Raw genomic sequence first — 17,452 nt, 5'->3', positions numbered from 1 at the left:
ACGGTATGGATGACATTCATGCAAGCTATAACGAAGTAGTCCTGGCGGCTTGGCTTCACGGTGTGGATGGTTTGTATGGCGACGGTTTTCTCCAATCCTTGAAGCCGTATTTCCCTGCCGATGTGCGCCCGGATGAAGTTATTCGGCTGGCGTCCGCTTACCGTAACCCATCCGGATATGACGAAGGGATCATTGCCCATGCCTGCGGGTTAGGCTGCGGCGTCCCGGGGAAAACCGAAAGGGCTCCTTCGCCGTTTGAAAAGCCCCTGGTACATATGGTTTCTGCCCTGAATATTGATAACAGGAAAAGTGTTCATAGTTATTATGTTCCTGGTCCTATGGATGGCAGTATTAGTTTTTCTGCGGAAAATCAGAAAACAGGAAAAGAACCTTACCGGGAAATTATGCGGGGGTTTGAAAAGGATTTTCAGGCTTTGAGCGGTAAGGGTTGGGTGGAATTTATGCCTGCCCTGGATACCCTGTTTGAACATTACCTTTGGTGTGTCCCTTCCGGGACGGATCCCCTGGTCAGCTTCTATCAATACTCAAAAAGTACCGCCGCTTTTGCCGGGGCGCTGTACCGCTATCATCAGGCGGCGGGGACGGAATCCCTTGAGGCCCTTTCGTCGGGAAAGGAAGCCGGGTTTTTGTTTATCAACGGCGATATGTCGGGTATCCAACGGTATATTTTTGATTTAAAGGACACCAAACAAAGCGCAAAAATGCTGCGGGCCCGTAGTTTTCAGGTCTGGGCACTAAGCGAAGTTATTGCGGAATACCTGGCCTTGTGTTTCAAGGGGTCCCGGGAAAGCATCATTAGTTCCGCCGGGGGGAAATTCCTTCTGATGGTAGCGAATACTCAGGAGAACAGGAATGCTATTCCCGGCCTCAGGCTCGAACTGGAACGGTATTTTGCCGGGGAATTTGCGGGTAAGCTTATGTTTATCCTTTCCGATGGGGTTTCCGCAGGGGATGACGATCTGGGGAAAGGGCTTGTGCAGGATTTGCTGAATAGAATCGGGACCGATGCGGAGTGGGCAAAGCAGCGGAAAATGCAGACCTTCCTCGATGCAGAAGGGCCGGTTCTGGAATCCTTCTATAGCAGCCTCCTGGAAAACGGCGAATGTGCCTGCTGCGGGGTATTGCCGGGAAAGCTGCCCTATGGCGATGGAGGGGACAAGAAGATTTGCCCCAACTGTTCCGATCTGATTGCCCTGGGCGGGAAACTTCTGCGGGCGAACAGGGTGGTCCTTAAAACAGAAAAACTGCTTCCTCTTGGCAGCATGATTGCAATTCAGCAGAAAAACGAATCCCCTTCCGGGTACACTATCAACGAATATAAAGCGGGCAGTCCGCTGATGTTTCTGCCCTATGTGGCGCCCTGGATGGATGAGAAAAGGGGCATCCTTAAAACCTTTGAAGATATCGCGGGCTGCTCTAAGGGAAGCAATAAACTCGCCATGTTTAAGGCGGATATCGACAACCTGGGCCTGGTGTTTTCCTCTTCCCTTGGGGACAGGGTTTCTTTTGCTGCCTACGCTGCCCTGAGCCGCCAATTGCACTATTTCTTTTCCGCCTACTATGCCCGGTTTGTCAATGGCCACCCTGAATACAGTGAAAAAATTTACACCGTGTTTTCAGGGGGAGACGATCTGTGCGTGCTGGGCGCCTGGGATGCGGTGATGCGCTTTGCCGGAGACTTCAGAAAAGAGCTGGAGAAGTTTACCAACCGCAATCCTTCGGTAACCCTTTCCGGGGGGATTGCCATGGCTAACCCCGCATTGCCGGTGCGGAACATTGCGGAAGAAGCGGACGCGGCGCTTGAAATGGCAAAAGGGCGGCAGACTAATGGGGGCATTGTTAAAAACGGTATCTGCGTGTTTGGGGTAACCGTTAGCTGGGAAGAGTACGATAAGCTCCTTGATGAGGGAGAAAAATTTTTTAAGTATTTAAATGAAGGAAAGCTGAGCGCCGGGCTTGTTTATAAAATGATAGACTTTGCCAACCGGGCGAAAAATTTCAGAATAAAAGGAAACCTGCGGGACATGGTTTGGGCGAGCAATTTCCGGTACATGGCTGCACGGAATATACCGGACGAAAAGCTGCGGAATTGGTTTTTGAAATTCGGAACCACGGAAAATATTGAAAAATCACGCATCGCAGTCAGCTATGCGCTCTATGCCAGGAGACACGCTAAGGAGGAGTAGATTTTATGGACAGAAACGGAGGATACCGGGGTAACCAGGACAGAGGGGGACAGCGGAACGACTTACCACCATCGCCGCCGCCGGTAAAGATTGACAGTTTTTATGCGGATGGAAAACTTCTTGTGGATTTGTTTGACGAGACCGCTGAAAAAATTGCCGATAGTTTTCTGGTCAAAAACACCAGGACAGCGGTCAGTAAAACCCAGCTGCGCCGCCTTTTTGACGAGGTAAAGCGGTTTGAGCAGATTATCGACGTTTCACCGGAACAATTTTCATCCCAGCTGCCCTACATCAGGATGATACGTTCCAAGGTTACATATCTGACTGCCCGGGCTATCAAAGATAACTTTGCGGCTAAGGTGGTGTACCAAAATTTGTCGGCTTTTATAAGCGATTGTATCAAACTAATTAAGGAAGCTAAGGACTACCATGTTTTTGTATCCCTCTTTGAGGCCGTGTATGGATTCTATTGGGAAAAAAACCATAACAAAGACTAAGCTGTGCCGGGAGAACAAGGAGGATGGCCATGAAACAAATTGGGAATAAAAAGATAACAGGTACGATCGTTGTTAAGACCGGGCTGCATGTCGGCGCAGGTACTGACAAGGTGGAAATAGGCGGGATGGATAACCCTATTATCAGGAATCCCCTGAACCGGGAACCCTACATCCCCGGTTCGTCCCTAAAGGGAAAAATGCGCAGCCTTCTGGAATGGAAATTTGATCTGGTGGAAAAGAATGCTGGCAGGGTATGTTCCTGCGGGGAACCGGACTGCAAAATTTGCCGGGTCTTTGGCGCCGGAAATACGGCTAAAACATCGGAAAGCGCAAAGAAACGGGGGCCTTCGCGGCTGATTGTCCGTGACGCGGCGCTGACCGAGGACTGGTCCAGGCAGTTTAAAGAAGGCAAAACCCTGGTGGAAGAAAAATCGGAAAATTCCCTGAACAGGATTACTGCGGAGGCTAATCCCCGGCCCATTGAGCGGGTTGTCCCGGGGGTGGAATTCAGTTTTGAAATGATCTACCGGATACTGGATACCGGGGATGGCGGCAAGACTGACGGCGAATACTTTGATCTGGTGGTGCTGGAGGGTTTGCGGCTGCTTCAAAATGATTATCTTGGCGGCGGCGGTACCCGGGGAAACGGCCGCATTGGCTTTAAAGATTTGAAAGATGAAAGTAATAAGGAAATAAAACTTTAGGCAGGGATTATGACGCTATACCGGATAACACTGCGGCTTTGCTCTCCCCTGGCAACCCCCCTCAAGGGCGATACTATCTGGGGGCATATTGCCTGGGGAATAGCAAACCACGAGGGCGATGAAGGGATCGGGGAATTCCTTTCCCGGGAGAAATCAGGCGATCCCTCCCTGGTGGTTTCCAGCGCCTTCCCTACAGGAATGCTGTGCCGCCCCATTCCTGAACCTCAGGAGCGTACAAAAAGCGGCTTGAGTGCAGAAGAATACGCAAAGATAAAATTGAACAAAAAGTTAAAATACCTGGCTGCGGCAGATTATGTATCCGGTGTTGCTGAAATGTCCGGCGATGAGGCGGGATCCTTTAAAGCCGTGCCGGTGCTGCACAATACCATTGACCGCAGCTCCAATGCCGTCCTTGAAGGCGGGCTTTACATGGTGCAGGAGGAATGGGCTGGGACGGCAGACTGGGATATATATGTGCTGTCATCAGACCCTGCAGAAAGGGTGCAGGAATTATGCGAATGGGCTTTTGAAAACGGGTACGGCGCCGATGCCTCCACCGGGAAGGGGAAAATTCTGGTAAAAAACAGCCCTGAGCCGGTGGAGGCCAGGAAAACAGGGTCTGTGTATATGGCCCTTGGGCCATTTGTAAAGGAAAGCAACACTATTATTACGGATCTGCGGGGGGATATTTTTATCCGCAGCGGCAGGCTGGGCGGTGATTTTGCTTCCATCGTGGTGCCATACAAGAAAACAGTTTTGCTGTACGATGCAGGTGCCGTATTCACTTCGGAAAAGCGCCTGGGGTATGTGGGCAAAATACTGCCGAATGTGCACATGGATCCCCGTATCTGTCAATCGGCGTTTACCCCTGTAATCCCGATCGCTTGAATTGAGAGGAGTAGGCATGGCAAAAAAAACATATTCCCTGGTTGTTACTCCCCTTACCGGTGTTCATATCGGCACGGGAGAAAAACTAAACCCCCTGGATTATAAGCTGGTTAAATCCTCATCCGGGGCCGCAAACGCAAAGGTGGTCAAGGATATGTATTGGAAATTTTCCAGCGACCATATCCTTAGGCGGCTCATAGCCGGGGGGGCAAATTTAACGGACTTTGAACGGGCAAGTGTGGATGGTAATATGGGTGAGCTGCGGCATTTCTTTCACGAAAACTGCACGGTTGAAGATATTGATTATCTCTGTGATATTACAGAAGAATTTAAGCGCCAGTATAGCCGCAATTTGCAGAATGATCCTGGTGAGAACGCCGCAGAGGTTCATCAGATGTACCATCCCGGGGGATCGAAGAAGCCTGTGATCCCCGGCAGTTCTATTAAAGGTTCAATCCGCACAGGTATATTGAATTTTCGCCTTGCTTCTCTGGAGGATAATGAGTATAACGCTTTGCCCCATGAGAAAAAAGATGCGGCGCTGCAAAAAAAGCTGCTCCGTTACAGCGATGAAAAGAGCGATCCCTTCCGCTGTATCAGCCTGGAGGACTGCGCTTTTCAGGCAAAGGATACCCAGCTTGTGGGGGTTTTAAAAAACATCAGGTACAACAGGCATCACCAAACACTGGACGGACTTGAAAAATTGCAGATCCAGGCGGAAGTAATCCGGGGAAAATTTCTGGGCGGCGTCTATAGTGCCGAAACGGCCATCAGCATTGATGCGGATTTGCAGGACGTTCAATTTCCCGAATCTGCCCAGAGAAGGGGAAGCCCTGCAAATATAACGCCCATATCTATGCAGGATTTAATGGAAGCATGCAATTATTTTTATCTGCGGGAATTTAAAAAAGAATACGAACATTTTTACAGTGAAAGCATCGAAGGGACCGATCTTATTGTTAAGCTAAAGCAGGACCTGGAAGAGGCGGTTCAGGGCAAAAATCAATTTATAATCCGCGTTGGCCGGTGGAGCCAGGTAGAATTTGTAACCTTTGAAGAGGAATTCAGAATACCCTATAATACAAAGGGTTCAGGTGGTACCAGGACTGTTTTTGATTATAACGGCCAATATGTACCCATGGGATGGTGTTCAATAACGGCGAAGGAAAATGTATGAAGCACTACACTTTGATTTCTTTTGTCGGGACCGGGGCATTTAAAAAAGACGGGGGTAAAGAAGGGTATTCGGAAGCTTCTTATCAATTCCCCAATGGGACCACATATACTACCAATATATTTCTTGAGGCGCTTCTTAAATCTGGTTATAGATCCATAAAAAAAGTTATTCTCCTGGGAACAAGAACTTCAAGTTGGGATGTCCTGCTTGCGGATATCCGTTCCGACAGCAGCTCCCCGGATTACGGCAGTCTCTGGTCCAAAATCATTGATGAATGCGAATCCGCTGGTATTTCGGATGAATCGGCCGCGCTGCTGGAAGAAGCGCTGTCGAAGAAGCTTTGCCTTCCTGTGGCGATTAAAGTCCACACCCCGGTCATTGATGCAGAAACTATCCCGGAAATTTTCCCAATTTACAATACTCTGGTCTCCGAGCTTGCCCCTGAAACAGATATACTGCTTGATATCACCCACAGTTTCAGGTCTTTGCCGATCCTGGTATATCAGGCCCTTCAATTCGGCCTTACAGGTCTGCCGCCGCGTAACGTGGAATTAATTTATGGTGAAATCAGAAACAATGGGCTGTCCCCTGCCCGCGATTTGTCCCAATACTGGCAGCTTTCGCAGATAACTGAGGCGAAAAACCTGTTTGCCCGGCGCCTGGACGGGAAACGCCTTGCCCAATTGCTCCACGATGAATGGCCCCAGGGTGAAGAGTTAATTTCACGGTTCAGTACCATCGTTGAGTGTAATCTGGCGCTTGATATTCCAAAGTGGCTCAAGGACGCAAACCGCGATCTTGGTAGGCCGCTTAAGGGAACCGAACCGGAATGGGTTCTGGAAATCAGGAAAATTGTGCAGTCAGAAATTGTTGAAAAAATATCTCCTGCCAAAGGAAACCGCTCCCTGAAGACAAGCGAAGTTCTGCGGTCCTTTTCAGCTTTGCTTGAGCAGCATGGGCTTTTTATTCAGGCAATAATTACCCTGCAGGTAGCCCTTGAAACCAGGACGATAGAAGCCTTTGGGTCTCCCGATGATATAGGCGACTACTCAGCGTGGCATGATATTGATGGTCCAAATTATCAGAAAAACTACCAGCAAAAGAGGGAAGCCCTGAATGTGGTACATCCCCTGAGGGATATTGAAAGCATTCGGAATGCTATTGCCCATGGGGGCTATAAAAAGCGATGGGGATCAAAAGCATCCAAAGGGCTGTCTTTTACGGCCCAGGAAATACGGGATGCGCTGAAAAAGTCCAAAGAGGCTGTTCAGATATTCTTTGACAATGTCAGGCCAAAGGACAGTGTTGTTGAGGGCCAGGTGCCCTGATGTTATGGGGTGATAATCCGGGATTACAAAAATAGGTATTCTAATTTGATTTCCGGAAATACAGTATATATTTTATTCGTGTTGAGGGGTTTAATACCCCGCCCTTTAGGGCGCTTGAAAAAGGTATTAAACCCCGAATACAAATACCTTATGAGAACAACATACCTCGTCCCTTTAGGGCGAGGTTGTTGATTTATTATTTTAAAAGATGGATTTGATTCTTTTTCTAATCCTTGATAGTTATAAATATTTTTCATGCCAAGCATTTCTGCAACCTGTTTTTGTGTTATATGTGAATTTAGTCTATAATTTTTTAGTAATATTACAAATGCCCTCTGAGGGTCCACGGCTACCCTTATTATGCTTTTCCTCCATCCAAAGTATCATTGGGTAATGGGATTATTCTTTCAGAATTATCCGGTTCATAAAGATAAACATCCAGGGCTTCTTTGCATGCTTTTTTTATTTCTTCCATTGAATCTCCTTCGGTATTACAGCCTTTTAATTCACAGCGCTCCGCCCAATACCCTATGGTCTCTTTATGCAGTTTAAAATGGTAATTCATTTTTTTGTGATACAAAATAATTTCGGTTGTGTCAATAGTTGGTTATCAATAAATTGTAGGAAAAAACACAGGCGACATGGCCCGCCTGACTCCTTTGGCAAATCCAAATTAGGAATTTCTTCATTCCCCGCCAAACTCATCCTCCGCCGCTTCCGCAGCGAGGAACGATATAGCCTCATCCGCAGGGTAGGCCGCTTGCCCGGCTGCTGTGGCGGCGCGGGATCGGCTGTGCACGCCCTTGGTCAGCCGGGCCTTGGCGGCGGCCTGGTCCTGCAGGGCGAGCAGTGCTGCTGCGTGGACGGCCCGGGCGGCGGCTTCGCTGAGGCCGCAGGTTTCCGCCAGGTCCGCGGGGTCGGCGGCGGCTATGGCGGGGAGATTGCCGTAGGCCTTCATGATTGCTGCGGCCCGTTTGGGGCCTATGCCTTCTACGGATTCCAGGGTGGGGAAGAGGAGGTCTTTGGAGCGGAGCTTTTGGTTCAGGCCCGTGGCAAAGCGGTGGGTTTCGTCACGGACATGTTGCAGCAGTTTTAGTGCTTCTGAGCGTTTGGAGAGGCGTATGGGTTCACGGGCCGCGGGGAGCCAGAGTTCTTCGTCCCGCTTGGCAAGGCCTACCAGGTCCGGATCGGCGCCGAGCTCTTTCAGGACCCCCTTGGCGGCGTTTACCTGGCCTATGCCGCCGTCTATGAGGATCAGGTCCGGCAGTTCGGTCCCTTCCTTAATGAGCCGGGAATAGCGGCGGTGTACCGCTTCACGCATGGCGGCAAAATCGTCCACCACCCCTACTACTGAACGGAGTTTGAAGTAGCGGTAGTTTTTCTTGTCCGGGATGCCGTTTTTAAACGAAATGAGTGACGCCACAGGATGTTTGCCGTCCAGCTGGGCTATGTCAAAGCCTTCGATACGTTCGGGCCGGGAGCGGAGATTCAGGGCTTGCCTGAGTTCGTCCAGGGCCGGGCCGGCACCCCGTTCTTTGAGCTGCTGCCGCAGGTCCTCCAGGGCGTTTTGCCGGGCCATGGCGAGTACCGCCTGGTGGCGCTTTTCTTCGGGGAACAGCAGTTCCGGTTCGCAGCCGAACTGTTCTCTGAACCACGACAGTAATAGTGTGCGGGAAACTTCGTTGAAAGTCACAGACTGGGCCGTAGCTGGTTCCGAGGGGGCTGCCTGTTCCGGGGCTGATGCCGTTTGTTCAAGGGGCGGGGCATTAACTCCCTCGCCACGAATAAAGATGCGGGAGGGCGGGGGGCGGTCCGGGCTGTAATAGCTGGCCAGGAAGGTTTCCAGAGACTCTGTTTCGTCAGCGGCAGATCGGGTGCGGAAGAGTTCCCGGCCGGTCATCTTGCCTCCTCTCATGGAAAAAACCGACCAGGTGGTGAGCAGGCTTTCGCTTGCCCAGGCTATGTAGTCCCGGCCTTCGGGGTCGAAGTCCACTACCGTGGGGCCTTCGGAAAGGTTGCCGATGGCATCAATGGTGTTGCGTATCTGGGCGGCCCGTTCAAAGAAGAGCTGTTTTGCCGCTCCGTGCATTTGTTCCGTGAGGTCGATTATCAGGGAACCGGTTTCGCCGGCCAGTAGTTTTTGTACCCGGTCTACGTGGAGGTGATAGTCGCCTTCGGTGATTTTGCCGCAGCAGGGGGCGGCGCAGCGGCCTATGTGGAAGTACATGCAGGGGGCTTTGCGCTTTTTCAGGGAACGGCATTTGCGCAGGGGGAAGAGCTTGTCTACCAGTTCCAGCATGGTGTCCACTGCCTGGACATTGGGGAAGGGGCCGTAGTACCGGGAGCCGTCTTCGATGATGTGCCGGGTGCGGAATACCCGGGGAAAGGGATCGGCGCTTACCCGGATTACCGGGTAGGTTTTGCCGTCCTTGAGGTTGATGTTGTACCGGGGGCTGTGCTGCTTGATCAGGGTGTTTTCCAGGAGTAGGGCTTCGTACTCGTTGGCCACGATGATGGTTTCTATGCTCCGGGCGTTGTGTATGAGGGTATGGGTCTTGATGTCCTTGGCGCCGGAAAAGTAGGAGCTCAGCCGATTCCTGAGTACCCGGGCTTTGCCCACATAGATGATCCGGCTCTCCTCATCCCGCATGATATATACCCCCGGCTCCTGGGGGGCGTCATGGGCAGCGGCTTTGAGGGTGTCGAATACCGTATTGGCAGCGGATGGCATCAAATTTCTCCCCAACTTGCTTGAAGTCCTCCGGTTCCGGGGAATCCGCAAAATTCCCCGAAAATCCTTTCATGATCCTTTCTATATACCGATATTTAAAGGGGAATTTATGAGAAAAGCAACAGTTTTAACCCTTATTACGGGTATTTTTTTGCAAATTACGGCGGGCCTCTACGGTGTTGGGGAGAGTACCCTGATTTTGGGGGCTGGTTCCAGCTGGAACGCGGTAGTGAACCGTTCAGGGATAGCCGAAGTTTCGGCCATACGGCCCAATCCGGTGCTAACCCTGTCCTCGGTCCGGCCTGGGAATGATCCCTACCTGGATATGGCCCTGTCCTTTGATGAGGACCGTCCGGAATCCTTTACCGACCTGACCGGGCATTATCAGGTTTCTGTTTCGGCAGCCTTGAGCGCGGTGAACTACCGCTGGTCCCGGGCCGGAACCGGGGCGGCTCTTTTTTCCGGCGATTCTCCCTTGGGCGCTCAGGATCAATCCCTGCCCTTCGCTCGGGATAGTACCGGGGCTTCCCGGGGGTTCAGCGATCTCAGCGAGGGGCCCCTGGTTATCACCCCCCGTGGACAGAACGCCCTGCTCTCTTCGGGCCGGCATTTCAGGGATTTCAGCATTGAATTCTGGCTTTATCCCCTTAATATGGAAAACGGGGAGCAGATTATCTCCTGGACTTCCACCCGACAGACTGCCCAGGGGGCTAAAACCTTTCAGCGCATCCTCTGCGGCGCTGCGAAGAACCGGTTGAGCTGGACCTTTTTGGATTTTTTCTCATCCCCCGACGATAGCCGGCAGATGACTCTGAGTTTGAGCGGATCCCCGGTGCTGCCCCGGGTCTGGAGCCATCACCTTATACGCTTTGATTCAGATACCGGGCTCCTGGAGTACCTGGTGGACGGCCGCCTGGAAGGGGTGGTCTATGCCACAAGCTCCGGCCGGGAAGGGGGAGAACTGTTCTGCCCTGTGTCCGGCGACGGGGGAACCCTGGTGCTGGGCAAGCGTTTTGCAGGGCTCATGGACGAATTCCGGCTTTACGGCCGGTACAATGAGGCGCCCCAACTGTCCAAATATTCCCTCCAGGGTGGGCGGATCGAGACCCGGCCCCTGGATTTAGGGGAACGGAACAGCAGGGTCCTGAAAATAGAAACCCTGGGGGGGAACTTTTCCCCTGGCGGAAAGAACCCCAGGGCTGCGGCCATCATGCAGAATGAGTATGCTGGTTCGGGGCGTTTCAGATTTGCTAACGACTCTATGGTGCAGTTCTTTATCCGGGCGGCGGATAGCCCCTACCAATGGGCAGCCGCGGATACCGGCTGGATACCCTTTGAGCCGGGTTTGGAATTTTCGGAGAATATGCGGGGCCGGTACATACAACTGGCAGCGGCTTTCTACCCTTCAGGGGACGGGGAAGCAGCGCCCTATCTGGATGAAATCCGCATCCTCTACCAGCGGGATGATCCACCCCTGCCTCCTTCCCTGGTAACGGCCATAGCAGACGATGGGGCGGTGGAACTTTCCTGGAAAGCCAGCCCGGATCAGGATTTAAGCGGATATTTGGTATATTTTGGTACTGCACATGGGGAATATTTTGGTGAAAGCGCTATATTGGGAGTATCCCCAATAAATGTGGGGAAACGGACTTCTTTCCGTATTGAAGGCCTTAAAAACGGTACACTTTACTATTTTACTGTGGCGGCTTATGATCGGAACAGCACCGCTAATGCGGGAATGTTCTCCCGGGAAGTTTCCGCCCGCCCCTTAAGGATGGTTGAATGAGCACGCAGGATGTACAGGATTTAACAAAGCGGGCCCGGATGTTTATCCGGGATGGCCGGTATAAGGAAGCTACGGAAACCCTGAATACGGCCCTGGAAACGGACCCGGAATTTATTGCCGCCCATAATCTCCGGGGGATAGCCTATGGCAAGCTCAGGGAGTGGAAAAAATCCCTGGCAGCCTTCCGTAAGGGCTTAACCCTGGACCGGAACAGCCCGACCCTTCACCTTAATTATGGCATAGCCCTGGAAGCCAGGGGACAGCCCCAACGGGCCCCAAGCCATTATAGGTCGGCAATTCGCAATAACCCGGAGTGGATTGATGCCCTGAATGCCCTGGGCATCGTGCAATTTAAACAGGAAGTGTATAACTCTGCCAACCGGACTTTTTCCCGGGTTTTGAAGGTCGATCCTGACAATGCGGAAGCCCTGAACAATAAGGGTGTGGTTCTGGCGGATCAGGGCCGGCACAAGGAAGCCATTAAGAAATACCGGGCCGCCTTGGAAAAGGATTCCCGGTACATCAAAGCCGCCCTGAACCTGGCCCGGGCATTGGAAGACACGGGAAATTTCCCCGGCGCCCTGGAAGAACTGGAGCGGCTGGCGGATATGGCTCCCACTGACTGGGATGTCCGGACCCGCCTGGCAGGGCTCTATCAAAAACTGGAACGCTACGATGACGCCATGGATCAGGCCAGTGCGGTTCTGGAGAAAGATCCCGAAAACATCCAGGCCATGCGGATCGCAGGTTCGGTCCAGGGGATCCAGGGCAATGATGAGGAAGCAAAGAACATCTTTGAAAAAATAACGACCCTGGACCCTGCGGCGGAAACCGGGGACACCTATACCAAATTCATGCTGGAAGATCCCGAGTCCCGGTATTGCCTGGATCTGATCCCCGCCACTCCGGCGCCTCCTAAACCGGCGCCGGGAAAACGCGGGTCCGGTAAAGCTGCCAAGGCGTCGGCCTCCAAATCGCCCGCCGCTAAGGCGGGTTCCGCTGAGCCTGTTAGCAAGACTGTCCCGGTTGAACCGTCACCTCCAGCCGCGGAAATTGAAGCTGTTGCAGAAGTAGAACCAGTCGCAGAAACTGAAACTGTCGAAGAGGTGGAAGCTGCCGCAGAAGCGGAACTTGTCATAGAAGTGGAACCTGCCGTAGAGGCGGAGACTATCGCAGAAATTGAAGCTGTCGAAGAAGTGGAAGCTGTCGCAGAGGCGGAGATTGTCGCAGAAACGGAGACTGCCGCAGAAGTGGAAGCTGTCGCAGAAATTGAACCAGTCGAAGAAGTGGAAGCTGCCGCAGGGGCGGAGATTGTCGCAGAAACGGAAGCTGTCGCAGAAATTGAACCAATCGAAGAAGTAGAACCAGTCGAAGAAAATGAGACTGCCGCAGTATCCCTGTCGTTTGCGGGTTCCCCGGAGCCGGATCTGCTGGGACTGATGCGGTACCTGATGGTCCTGACAGAATCCCTACCGGAATCGGCGTTGAATGAATTTATGCACAGTGATGCTCACATGGAATTGAAATTCATTATTGATACCCTGGAAAACCCAAATGGATGAGGCGCTGTATAGACAGGTTGAGAATTATATAAGAACCATGCCCAGCTTGTCCATAACTGTGTCTAAGGTGCTGGAAATTTGTAATAACCCCCAGACCAGCCCGGCGGATCTGAACCATGTGATTTCCCTGGACCCAGTGTTGGTAGGCCGGGTGTTGAAGCTGATCAATTCCGCTTACTATGGGCTGAGCCAGCAGGTGACTAACCTGGTCCGGGCGATAACCATGCTGGGGATCAATACGGTGAAGAACCTGGCCCTTTCCTCTGCTATTATTGGGAACATGAACCTCAGGGAATTTCAGGGCCTCAACACCGAAGGGTTTTGGCGGCATTCCCTTTGCGTGGGGGTGGCGGCGAAGGTTATCGCCAGAAAACGGAGTATCGATCCCAAACTGCTGGAAGAGTACTTTACCGCCGGGCTCCTCCACGATATCGGGAAGATACCCCTGAACGCGGTGCTTTCCAAGGACTATTTGCTTACTGTCAAAGCCGCAGATACGGGGCGGATATCCCTGGTTCAGGCGGAGACCGAAACCCTGGGCATCAACCACTGCGAGGTGGGGGAGCTTGTGGTAAAGGCCTGGCGCCTTGAGGGACCCATCGGGGACGTGGTTATTTTTCACCATTTTTATACCGACTATGCAGGGGAATACCGGGATCTACTCTACACGGTTATTGCCGCCAACCGTTTTGCGGCGCTTACAGAGACCGGGTTTTCCGGTGACCGGCATCCGGGAAAGGCGGACGGGGTAATCGGGGAAACCTTGGGCCTTAGCTGGGAAATATTTGACGAGATTAAACCCATCGTAGATGAGGAAATTACCAAGGCCCAGGTTTTTCTTAACCTGTAAAGGGGCAGCAATGCTGAGTGTTTGTATTTGGGGTGATAGGGGTTCCATCCCCTGTCCGGGACCGTCCACGGTTGAGTTTGGGGGAAATACATCCTGCCTGGAGATCCGTGCGGATAAACGGTTGGTGATCGTAGATTTGGGATCCGGGGTGCGGCTTTTGGGGGACTGGCTCATGGACAACTATCAGAGCCAGGGGCCCATTGATGCGGATATTTTTATTACCCATACCCACTGGGATCATATCATGGGCTTCCCCATGTTTTCCCCTCTTTTTCATCCCGCAACAAAACTGCGTATCCGGGGGCCGGTTTCCTATGGAAATGAAACCCTTGAGTCTGTTCTGGGTGCGCAGCTTTCTTACCCTTACTGGCCGATCAGATTGAAGGATCTTGCGGTTCATATTGAGTACGATCAGATCAAGGAAACAACCCTGGATATGGGGGGCGGCCTTGGGGTGACCACAAAGTACCTGAACCATCCGGTGCTCTGTCTGGGCTACCGGGTTGAATACCAGGGCAAGTCCATTGTCACTGCCTACGACACCGAACCTTTCCATAACCTCTTCCCCACGGATACCGGGGATCCCGGGTTTAACGAGGATGCCGCCCGGGAAGGGGAGCTGGCCGCCCTGGAGGAAAACGAGAAGCTGGTCCAGTTTTACAGGAACGCCGATGTGCTGATCCACGACTGCCAATACACTGCCGCTGAATATGAGGCGGATAAGAGAGGCTGGGGGCATTGCACTTACGAATATGCTATCGCCACCGCCCTGAAGGCAAAGGTTAAAAAGCTGATTTTATTTCACCACGATCCCCGCCGTACGGACCAGCAGTTGACGGCTCTTGAAGCCAAATACCGGGCGCAGCTTGGGGCAGGTACCGGGTTGGAACTTATTATGGCCAGGGAAGGGTTGACCATTCAGGCTTGAGGCACGTGGTTCCGTCTGAGAGATAAAAGGTATATACTGGATAACATGGCGACTAAGAAAAACACGGATCCGGCGGAATTCTGGAAGGAATATGAGGCTAAGTTAGGAGAAAAGGTGTTAGCCTTTTCCTTGGGGCAGTGTATTTCCGGCTGGGCCGACTGTGAGCCCCCGCTCTGGGGGCTTCTGATTGCGACCGGCCATGGGTTCAGGTTCCACCATTTTCCCCACGAGGGATGGATTCAGGTGATTGCCCGGACATCTTCCGGGGGCGCCCCTCCCACGGAAAAGACCCTCTTTGTCCCCCGGGATCGTATCCTGTCAGCAGAGCTGCGCCGGGAACAATCTTTGCTCAAACGGATAGTATTCGCCAGGGCGCCCCGGTTTGTGCTCCGCTACCTGGATAGCGATGGCACGGAGATAGAGTTTCTGGCAGAAGCGGATACAAAAGCTGCGACAGTCGCAGAAAAACTGCATGATATAGAAAAAACGCAGTAATTCTATTCAATTTTACAAACGTACAATCCTGGAATTGGTGAGTACTTCCGCCCCCTCGGGGGTGAGGAGTATATCGTTTTCTAGGCGGCAGCCGCCATGGCGCGGGTCGTAGAGGCCCGGTTCCAGGGTAAAGATCATCCCCGCTCTGAGCAGCCAGGAATTGTCAGTACGGCTGCTCAAGGCCGGCGCCTCATGGGCTTCCAGGCCTATGCCGTGGCCTAGGGAGTGGGGCATGGACTTCCGTGCTTTGCTGAAAACAGCGTCCGCCGCAAGGGCGATTTCCCGGGCGGAAACCCCGTCCTTCAGCAGGGATAGGGATTTGGCGTAGGCCTTTTCTGTAAGGGTGAGCATTTTCTCCTGGGCCGGTGAAGGGTCCCGGACAAAAGTGAGGGTCACATCGGTGGTGTAGCCCATGTACTTGAGGCCGTAGTCCAGGATGGAGAGCCCCGGCCCGGCAAAGGGTTCGGCTGTATAGGCGGGGAAGGCGTGAATGCCAAAGCTCCGTTCCGCACCGGCGGCCAGGGTTTCAAACCCCGTTCCTTCGCAGCCCCGCTTGCGGCTTTCCCCTTCGATGAACAGGGCCACATCGCTTTCCGAGCCGAGGGTTCCGGCGCGTACATTTTTTTCCAGCAGATCCGTTATCTCATTGGTAATCTCTGCGGCTTTCCGGTAGATTTGCTGTTCCGCCTCATCCTTGACGGCTCGCAGCTGCTCAGTTTCACTGTGGGCGCAGTCGATACGGCAAAGTATATCGTAGTCATCCGCTTCTTCAAGGTATTTGAGAAAACTTGTATAGGAGGTGGATGGAGAAATTTCAATACGACTCCCCGGGGGGACTTTAAAAAACAGCGCCGCTGCCCGCAGGGCCTTAACAGCCTGGCGCTCAAATTCCGCGTAGGGAATCACTGCGTCGGTCTGGGCATAGAGGGCGGCCATATTGGCGTCCCAAGGAACCAGCAGGGACTTCCCGCCTGCCCAAAGGAAGAGCAGTGCGTCGGAAGGTTGGCCGCTTAGCCAGCGTATTGAAGGGTCCCGCCGGCCTTCAAAATCTTCGAACATGACCATGGATATCCCTTCCCGGGCCATCCAGTCGTAGATTTTCTGCCGGCGTAGTTCAAAGGGTGAAGCTTCGCCCTCCTCTTGTTTGATAGGAATCCTGTTGGCTCTCATGGGGCCGCCTTTTTGGAAAATTGTTCCCCGAAGGCTTCCTGGGAAGCCTCCAGGATTGTTTTGATTTCTGCATCTCCGATCCAGTGGTGGGTGACAAAGCGAAAAATCCCGCGCTCCGGCCCGTTGATCCGTATGTTCTGTTTGAGAAAAAATTCGGTGATCCCCCCGGCAATTTTTGGATCCTCTGCCGGTGGAAAGGAAAAGTACACCATGTTGATATCCCCGGGGCTCAGAGTAATGCCCGGTATGGCCGCCAGTTCCTTTTCCAGGAACCGTGCTCGCCCATGATCCTCCCGCAGTCGGCCCGCCTGATCTTCCAGGGCAATGATCCCTGCGGCCGCCAATATGCCCGCCTGGCGCATCCCACCTCCCATGATCTTCCGCTTGAACCGGGCAGCTTCCACAAATTCCCGCTTTCCCGCCAGCAGGGATCCCACAGGCGCACAAAGCCCCTTGGAAAGGCAGAACATGACCGAGTCGGCCCGGGCGGCGATTTCCCGGGCTTCTCTCTTCAGGGCGGCTGCGGCATTAAAGAGCCGGGCGCCGTCCAGGTGGACGGGAAGCCCCCACTGGCCCGCCAGGTCGCGGACCTCGTCCATGGCTTCCACAGGAACCGCCCTGCCCAGGGAGTGGGCGTTTTCCAGGCAGATCAGGGAAGTAGCCGGGTAGTGAAGCTCCGCCTTCCGCAGCCGTTCCAGAAGAGCCGCCGGCCGCAACACCCCGTCCGGGGCACTAATGGGCCGGGTCTGCACCCCGGCGATCACCGAAGCCGCCCCTGCCTCATGCTGGATGATGTGGCATTCCTCCCCCAGGATCACCTCGGTTCCCCGGGGGCACCAGGTAAAGAGGGCCAGCTGGTTTCCAAAAGTCCCGGAAGGCACAAAAAGGGAAGCCTCTTTGTCGAGGATTTCCGCCCCCATCTTTTCCAGCCGGTTGACCGTGGGATCGTCCCCATACACATCGTCTCCAACTTCGGCATTTGCCATGGCCTTGCGCATGGCCTCTGTGGGGCCGGTTACGGTATCACTGCGAATATCTATCATGGAGCAGTCTCAATATACATCGTTTGAAGTGGCCTCCGGTAACAAGCTCCTGATAGTATACCAGGGGCTTGTTACAAATCCAAGGC

General features: G+C 53.1%; 14 protein-coding genes. 11 read left to right on the top strand and 3 right to left on the bottom strand.

The annotated features are described in order from the left end of the window. The first annotated feature begins 5 nt into the window (after nucleotides 1–5). Genes cas10 through csx2 form a run of 6 tightly spaced genes read left to right on the top strand, consistent with a single transcriptional unit; the run spans nucleotide 6 to nucleotide 6,801 of the window. The gene (cas10, locus tag TREPR_RS13940; protein WP_015708978.1) at nucleotides 6–2,207 is read left to right on the top strand and encodes a type III-A CRISPR-associated protein Cas10/Csm1; all 2,202 of its coding nucleotides are present in this window, start codon (nucleotides 6–8) and stop codon (nucleotides 2,205–2,207) included. Between the two features lie 5 nt (nucleotides 2,208–2,212). Continuing rightward, a complete protein-coding gene (csm2, locus tag TREPR_RS13935; RefSeq protein ID WP_015708977.1) occupies nucleotides 2,213–2,704 on the top strand; it encodes a type III-A CRISPR-associated protein Csm2 in 492 nt (163 codons plus the stop codon). Nucleotides 2,705–2,733: 29 nt separating this feature from the next. Next, the gene (gene csm3, locus TREPR_RS13930; RefSeq protein WP_015708976.1) at nucleotides 2,734–3,408 is read left to right on the top strand and encodes a type III-A CRISPR-associated RAMP protein Csm3; all 675 of its coding nucleotides are present in this window, start codon (nucleotides 2,734–2,736) and stop codon (nucleotides 3,406–3,408) included. A 9-nt stretch (nucleotides 3,409–3,417) separates the two neighbouring features. After that, entirely contained in the window at nucleotides 3,418–4,296 is an 879-nt protein-coding gene (csm4, locus tag TREPR_RS13925) for a type III-A CRISPR-associated RAMP protein Csm4 (protein ID WP_015708975.1), read from the top strand. A 16-nt stretch (nucleotides 4,297–4,312) separates the two neighbouring features. Then, a complete protein-coding gene (locus TREPR_RS13920) occupies nucleotides 4,313–5,473 on the top strand; it encodes an RAMP superfamily CRISPR-associated protein (protein WP_015708974.1) in 1,161 nt (386 codons plus the stop codon). Continuing rightward, the gene (gene csx2 / locus TREPR_RS13915; RefSeq protein ID WP_015708973.1) at nucleotides 5,470–6,801 is read left to right on the top strand and encodes a TIGR02221 family CRISPR-associated protein; all 1,332 of its coding nucleotides are present in this window, start codon (nucleotides 5,470–5,472) and stop codon (nucleotides 6,799–6,801) included. Before TREPR_RS13920 ends, csx2 begins: the two co-directional genes overlap by 4 nt. 685 nt (nucleotides 6,802–7,486) lie before the next feature. Here csx2 and uvrC read toward each other — a convergent pair. Then, a complete protein-coding gene (gene uvrC / locus TREPR_RS13905) occupies nucleotides 7,487–9,532 on the bottom strand; it encodes an excinuclease ABC subunit UvrC (RefSeq protein WP_015708970.1) in 2,046 nt (681 codons plus the stop codon). 109 nt (nucleotides 9,533–9,641) lie between these two features. On the opposite strand from uvrC, the gene TREPR_RS13900 reads away from it, so the two are divergent. The 5 genes from TREPR_RS13900 to TREPR_RS13880 are packed head-to-tail and all read left to right on the top strand — an operon-like array spanning nucleotide 9,642 to nucleotide 15,153. Continuing rightward, nucleotides 9,642–11,318 carry a LamG-like jellyroll fold domain-containing protein gene (locus TREPR_RS13900; protein WP_148257318.1) on the top strand — a complete coding sequence of 559 codons (1,677 nt, stop codon included), beginning with the start codon at nucleotides 9,642–9,644 and terminating at the stop codon, nucleotides 11,316–11,318. Beyond that, nucleotides 11,315–12,880 (top strand): tetratricopeptide repeat protein, encoded by a 1,566-nt coding sequence (locus TREPR_RS13895; RefSeq protein WP_015708968.1) that lies wholly within the window; start codon nucleotides 11,315–11,317, stop codon nucleotides 12,878–12,880. Before TREPR_RS13900 ends, TREPR_RS13895 begins: the two co-directional genes overlap by 4 nt. Then, nucleotides 12,873–13,730, top strand: coding sequence for an HDOD domain-containing protein (locus TREPR_RS13890; RefSeq protein WP_015708967.1), 858 nt, complete (start codon nucleotides 12,873–12,875; stop codon nucleotides 13,728–13,730). The genes TREPR_RS13895 and TREPR_RS13890 overlap by 8 nt, the downstream gene beginning before the upstream one ends. Before the next feature lie 10 nt (nucleotides 13,731–13,740). Continuing rightward, complete coding sequence (locus TREPR_RS13885) at nucleotides 13,741–14,658, top strand: MBL fold metallo-hydrolase (protein WP_041611214.1); 918 nt, start codon at nucleotides 13,741–13,743, stop codon at nucleotides 14,656–14,658. A 45-nt stretch (nucleotides 14,659–14,703) separates the two neighbouring features. Next, entirely contained in the window at nucleotides 14,704–15,153 is a 450-nt protein-coding gene (locus TREPR_RS13880; protein WP_015708965.1) for a hypothetical protein, read from the top strand. A gap of 12 nt (nucleotides 15,154–15,165) precedes the next feature. Here TREPR_RS13880 and TREPR_RS13875 read toward each other — a convergent pair whose 3' ends face one another. Together TREPR_RS13875 and TREPR_RS13870 are read right to left on the bottom strand one after the other, a co-directional pair. Further along, entirely contained in the window at nucleotides 15,166–16,323 is a 1,158-nt protein-coding gene (locus TREPR_RS13875) for a M24 family metallopeptidase (protein ID WP_015708964.1), read from the bottom strand. Next, nucleotides 16,320–17,366, bottom strand: a complete 1,047-nt coding sequence (locus tag TREPR_RS13870; protein ID WP_015708963.1) for a threonine aldolase family protein — start codon at nucleotides 17,364–17,366, stop codon at nucleotides 16,320–16,322. The genes TREPR_RS13875 and TREPR_RS13870 overlap by 4 nt, the downstream gene beginning before the upstream one ends. Between the last annotated feature and the right edge of the window lie 86 nt (nucleotides 17,367–17,452).

Origin of the sequence: Treponema primitia ZAS-2, assembly GCF_000214375.1 — a bacterium.
In the GTDB taxonomy this organism is placed as follows: Bacteria; Spirochaetota; Spirochaetia; order Treponematales; family Breznakiellaceae; genus Termitinema; species Termitinema primitia.
This window is presented reverse-complemented; position numbering and strand designations above follow the sequence as displayed.

What these genes read in the sequence shown, in the direction of transcription:
- csm4 (WP_015708975.1), top strand. Translation starts at nt 3,418, where the DNA reads ATGACGCTATACCGGATAACACTGCGGCTTTGCTCTCCCCTGGCAACC.
- TREPR_RS13885 (WP_041611214.1), top strand. Translation starts at nt 13,741, where the DNA reads ATGCTGAGTGTTTGTATTTGGGGTGATAGGGGTTCCATCCCCTGTCCG.
- csm2 (WP_015708977.1), top strand. Translation starts at nt 2,213, where the DNA reads ATGGACAGAAACGGAGGATACCGGGGTAACCAGGACAGAGGGGGACAG.
- TREPR_RS13880 (WP_015708965.1), top strand. Translation starts at nt 14,704, where the DNA reads ATGGCGACTAAGAAAAACACGGATCCGGCGGAATTCTGGAAGGAATAT.
- TREPR_RS13890 (WP_015708967.1), top strand. Translation starts at nt 12,873, where the DNA reads ATGGATGAGGCGCTGTATAGACAGGTTGAGAATTATATAAGAACCATG.
- cas10 (WP_015708978.1), top strand. Translation starts at nt 6, where the DNA reads ATGGATGACATTCATGCAAGCTATAACGAAGTAGTCCTGGCGGCTTGG.
- csx2 (WP_015708973.1), top strand. Translation starts at nt 5,470, where the DNA reads ATGAAGCACTACACTTTGATTTCTTTTGTCGGGACCGGGGCATTTAAA.
- TREPR_RS13875 (WP_015708964.1), bottom strand. Translation starts at nt 16,323, where the DNA reads ATGAGAGCCAACAGGATTCCTATCAAACAAGAGGAGGGCGAAGCTTCA.
- TREPR_RS13920 (WP_015708974.1), top strand. Translation starts at nt 4,313, where the DNA reads ATGGCAAAAAAAACATATTCCCTGGTTGTTACTCCCCTTACCGGTGTT.
- TREPR_RS13895 (WP_015708968.1), top strand. Translation starts at nt 11,315, where the DNA reads ATGAGCACGCAGGATGTACAGGATTTAACAAAGCGGGCCCGGATGTTT.
- TREPR_RS13900 (WP_148257318.1), top strand. Translation starts at nt 9,642, where the DNA reads ATGAGAAAAGCAACAGTTTTAACCCTTATTACGGGTATTTTTTTGCAA.
- TREPR_RS13870 (WP_015708963.1), bottom strand. Translation starts at nt 17,366, where the DNA reads ATGATAGATATTCGCAGTGATACCGTAACCGGCCCCACAGAGGCCATG.
- uvrC (WP_015708970.1), bottom strand. Translation starts at nt 9,532, where the DNA reads ATGCCATCCGCTGCCAATACGGTATTCGACACCCTCAAAGCCGCTGCC.
- csm3 (WP_015708976.1), top strand. Translation starts at nt 2,734, where the DNA reads ATGAAACAAATTGGGAATAAAAAGATAACAGGTACGATCGTTGTTAAG.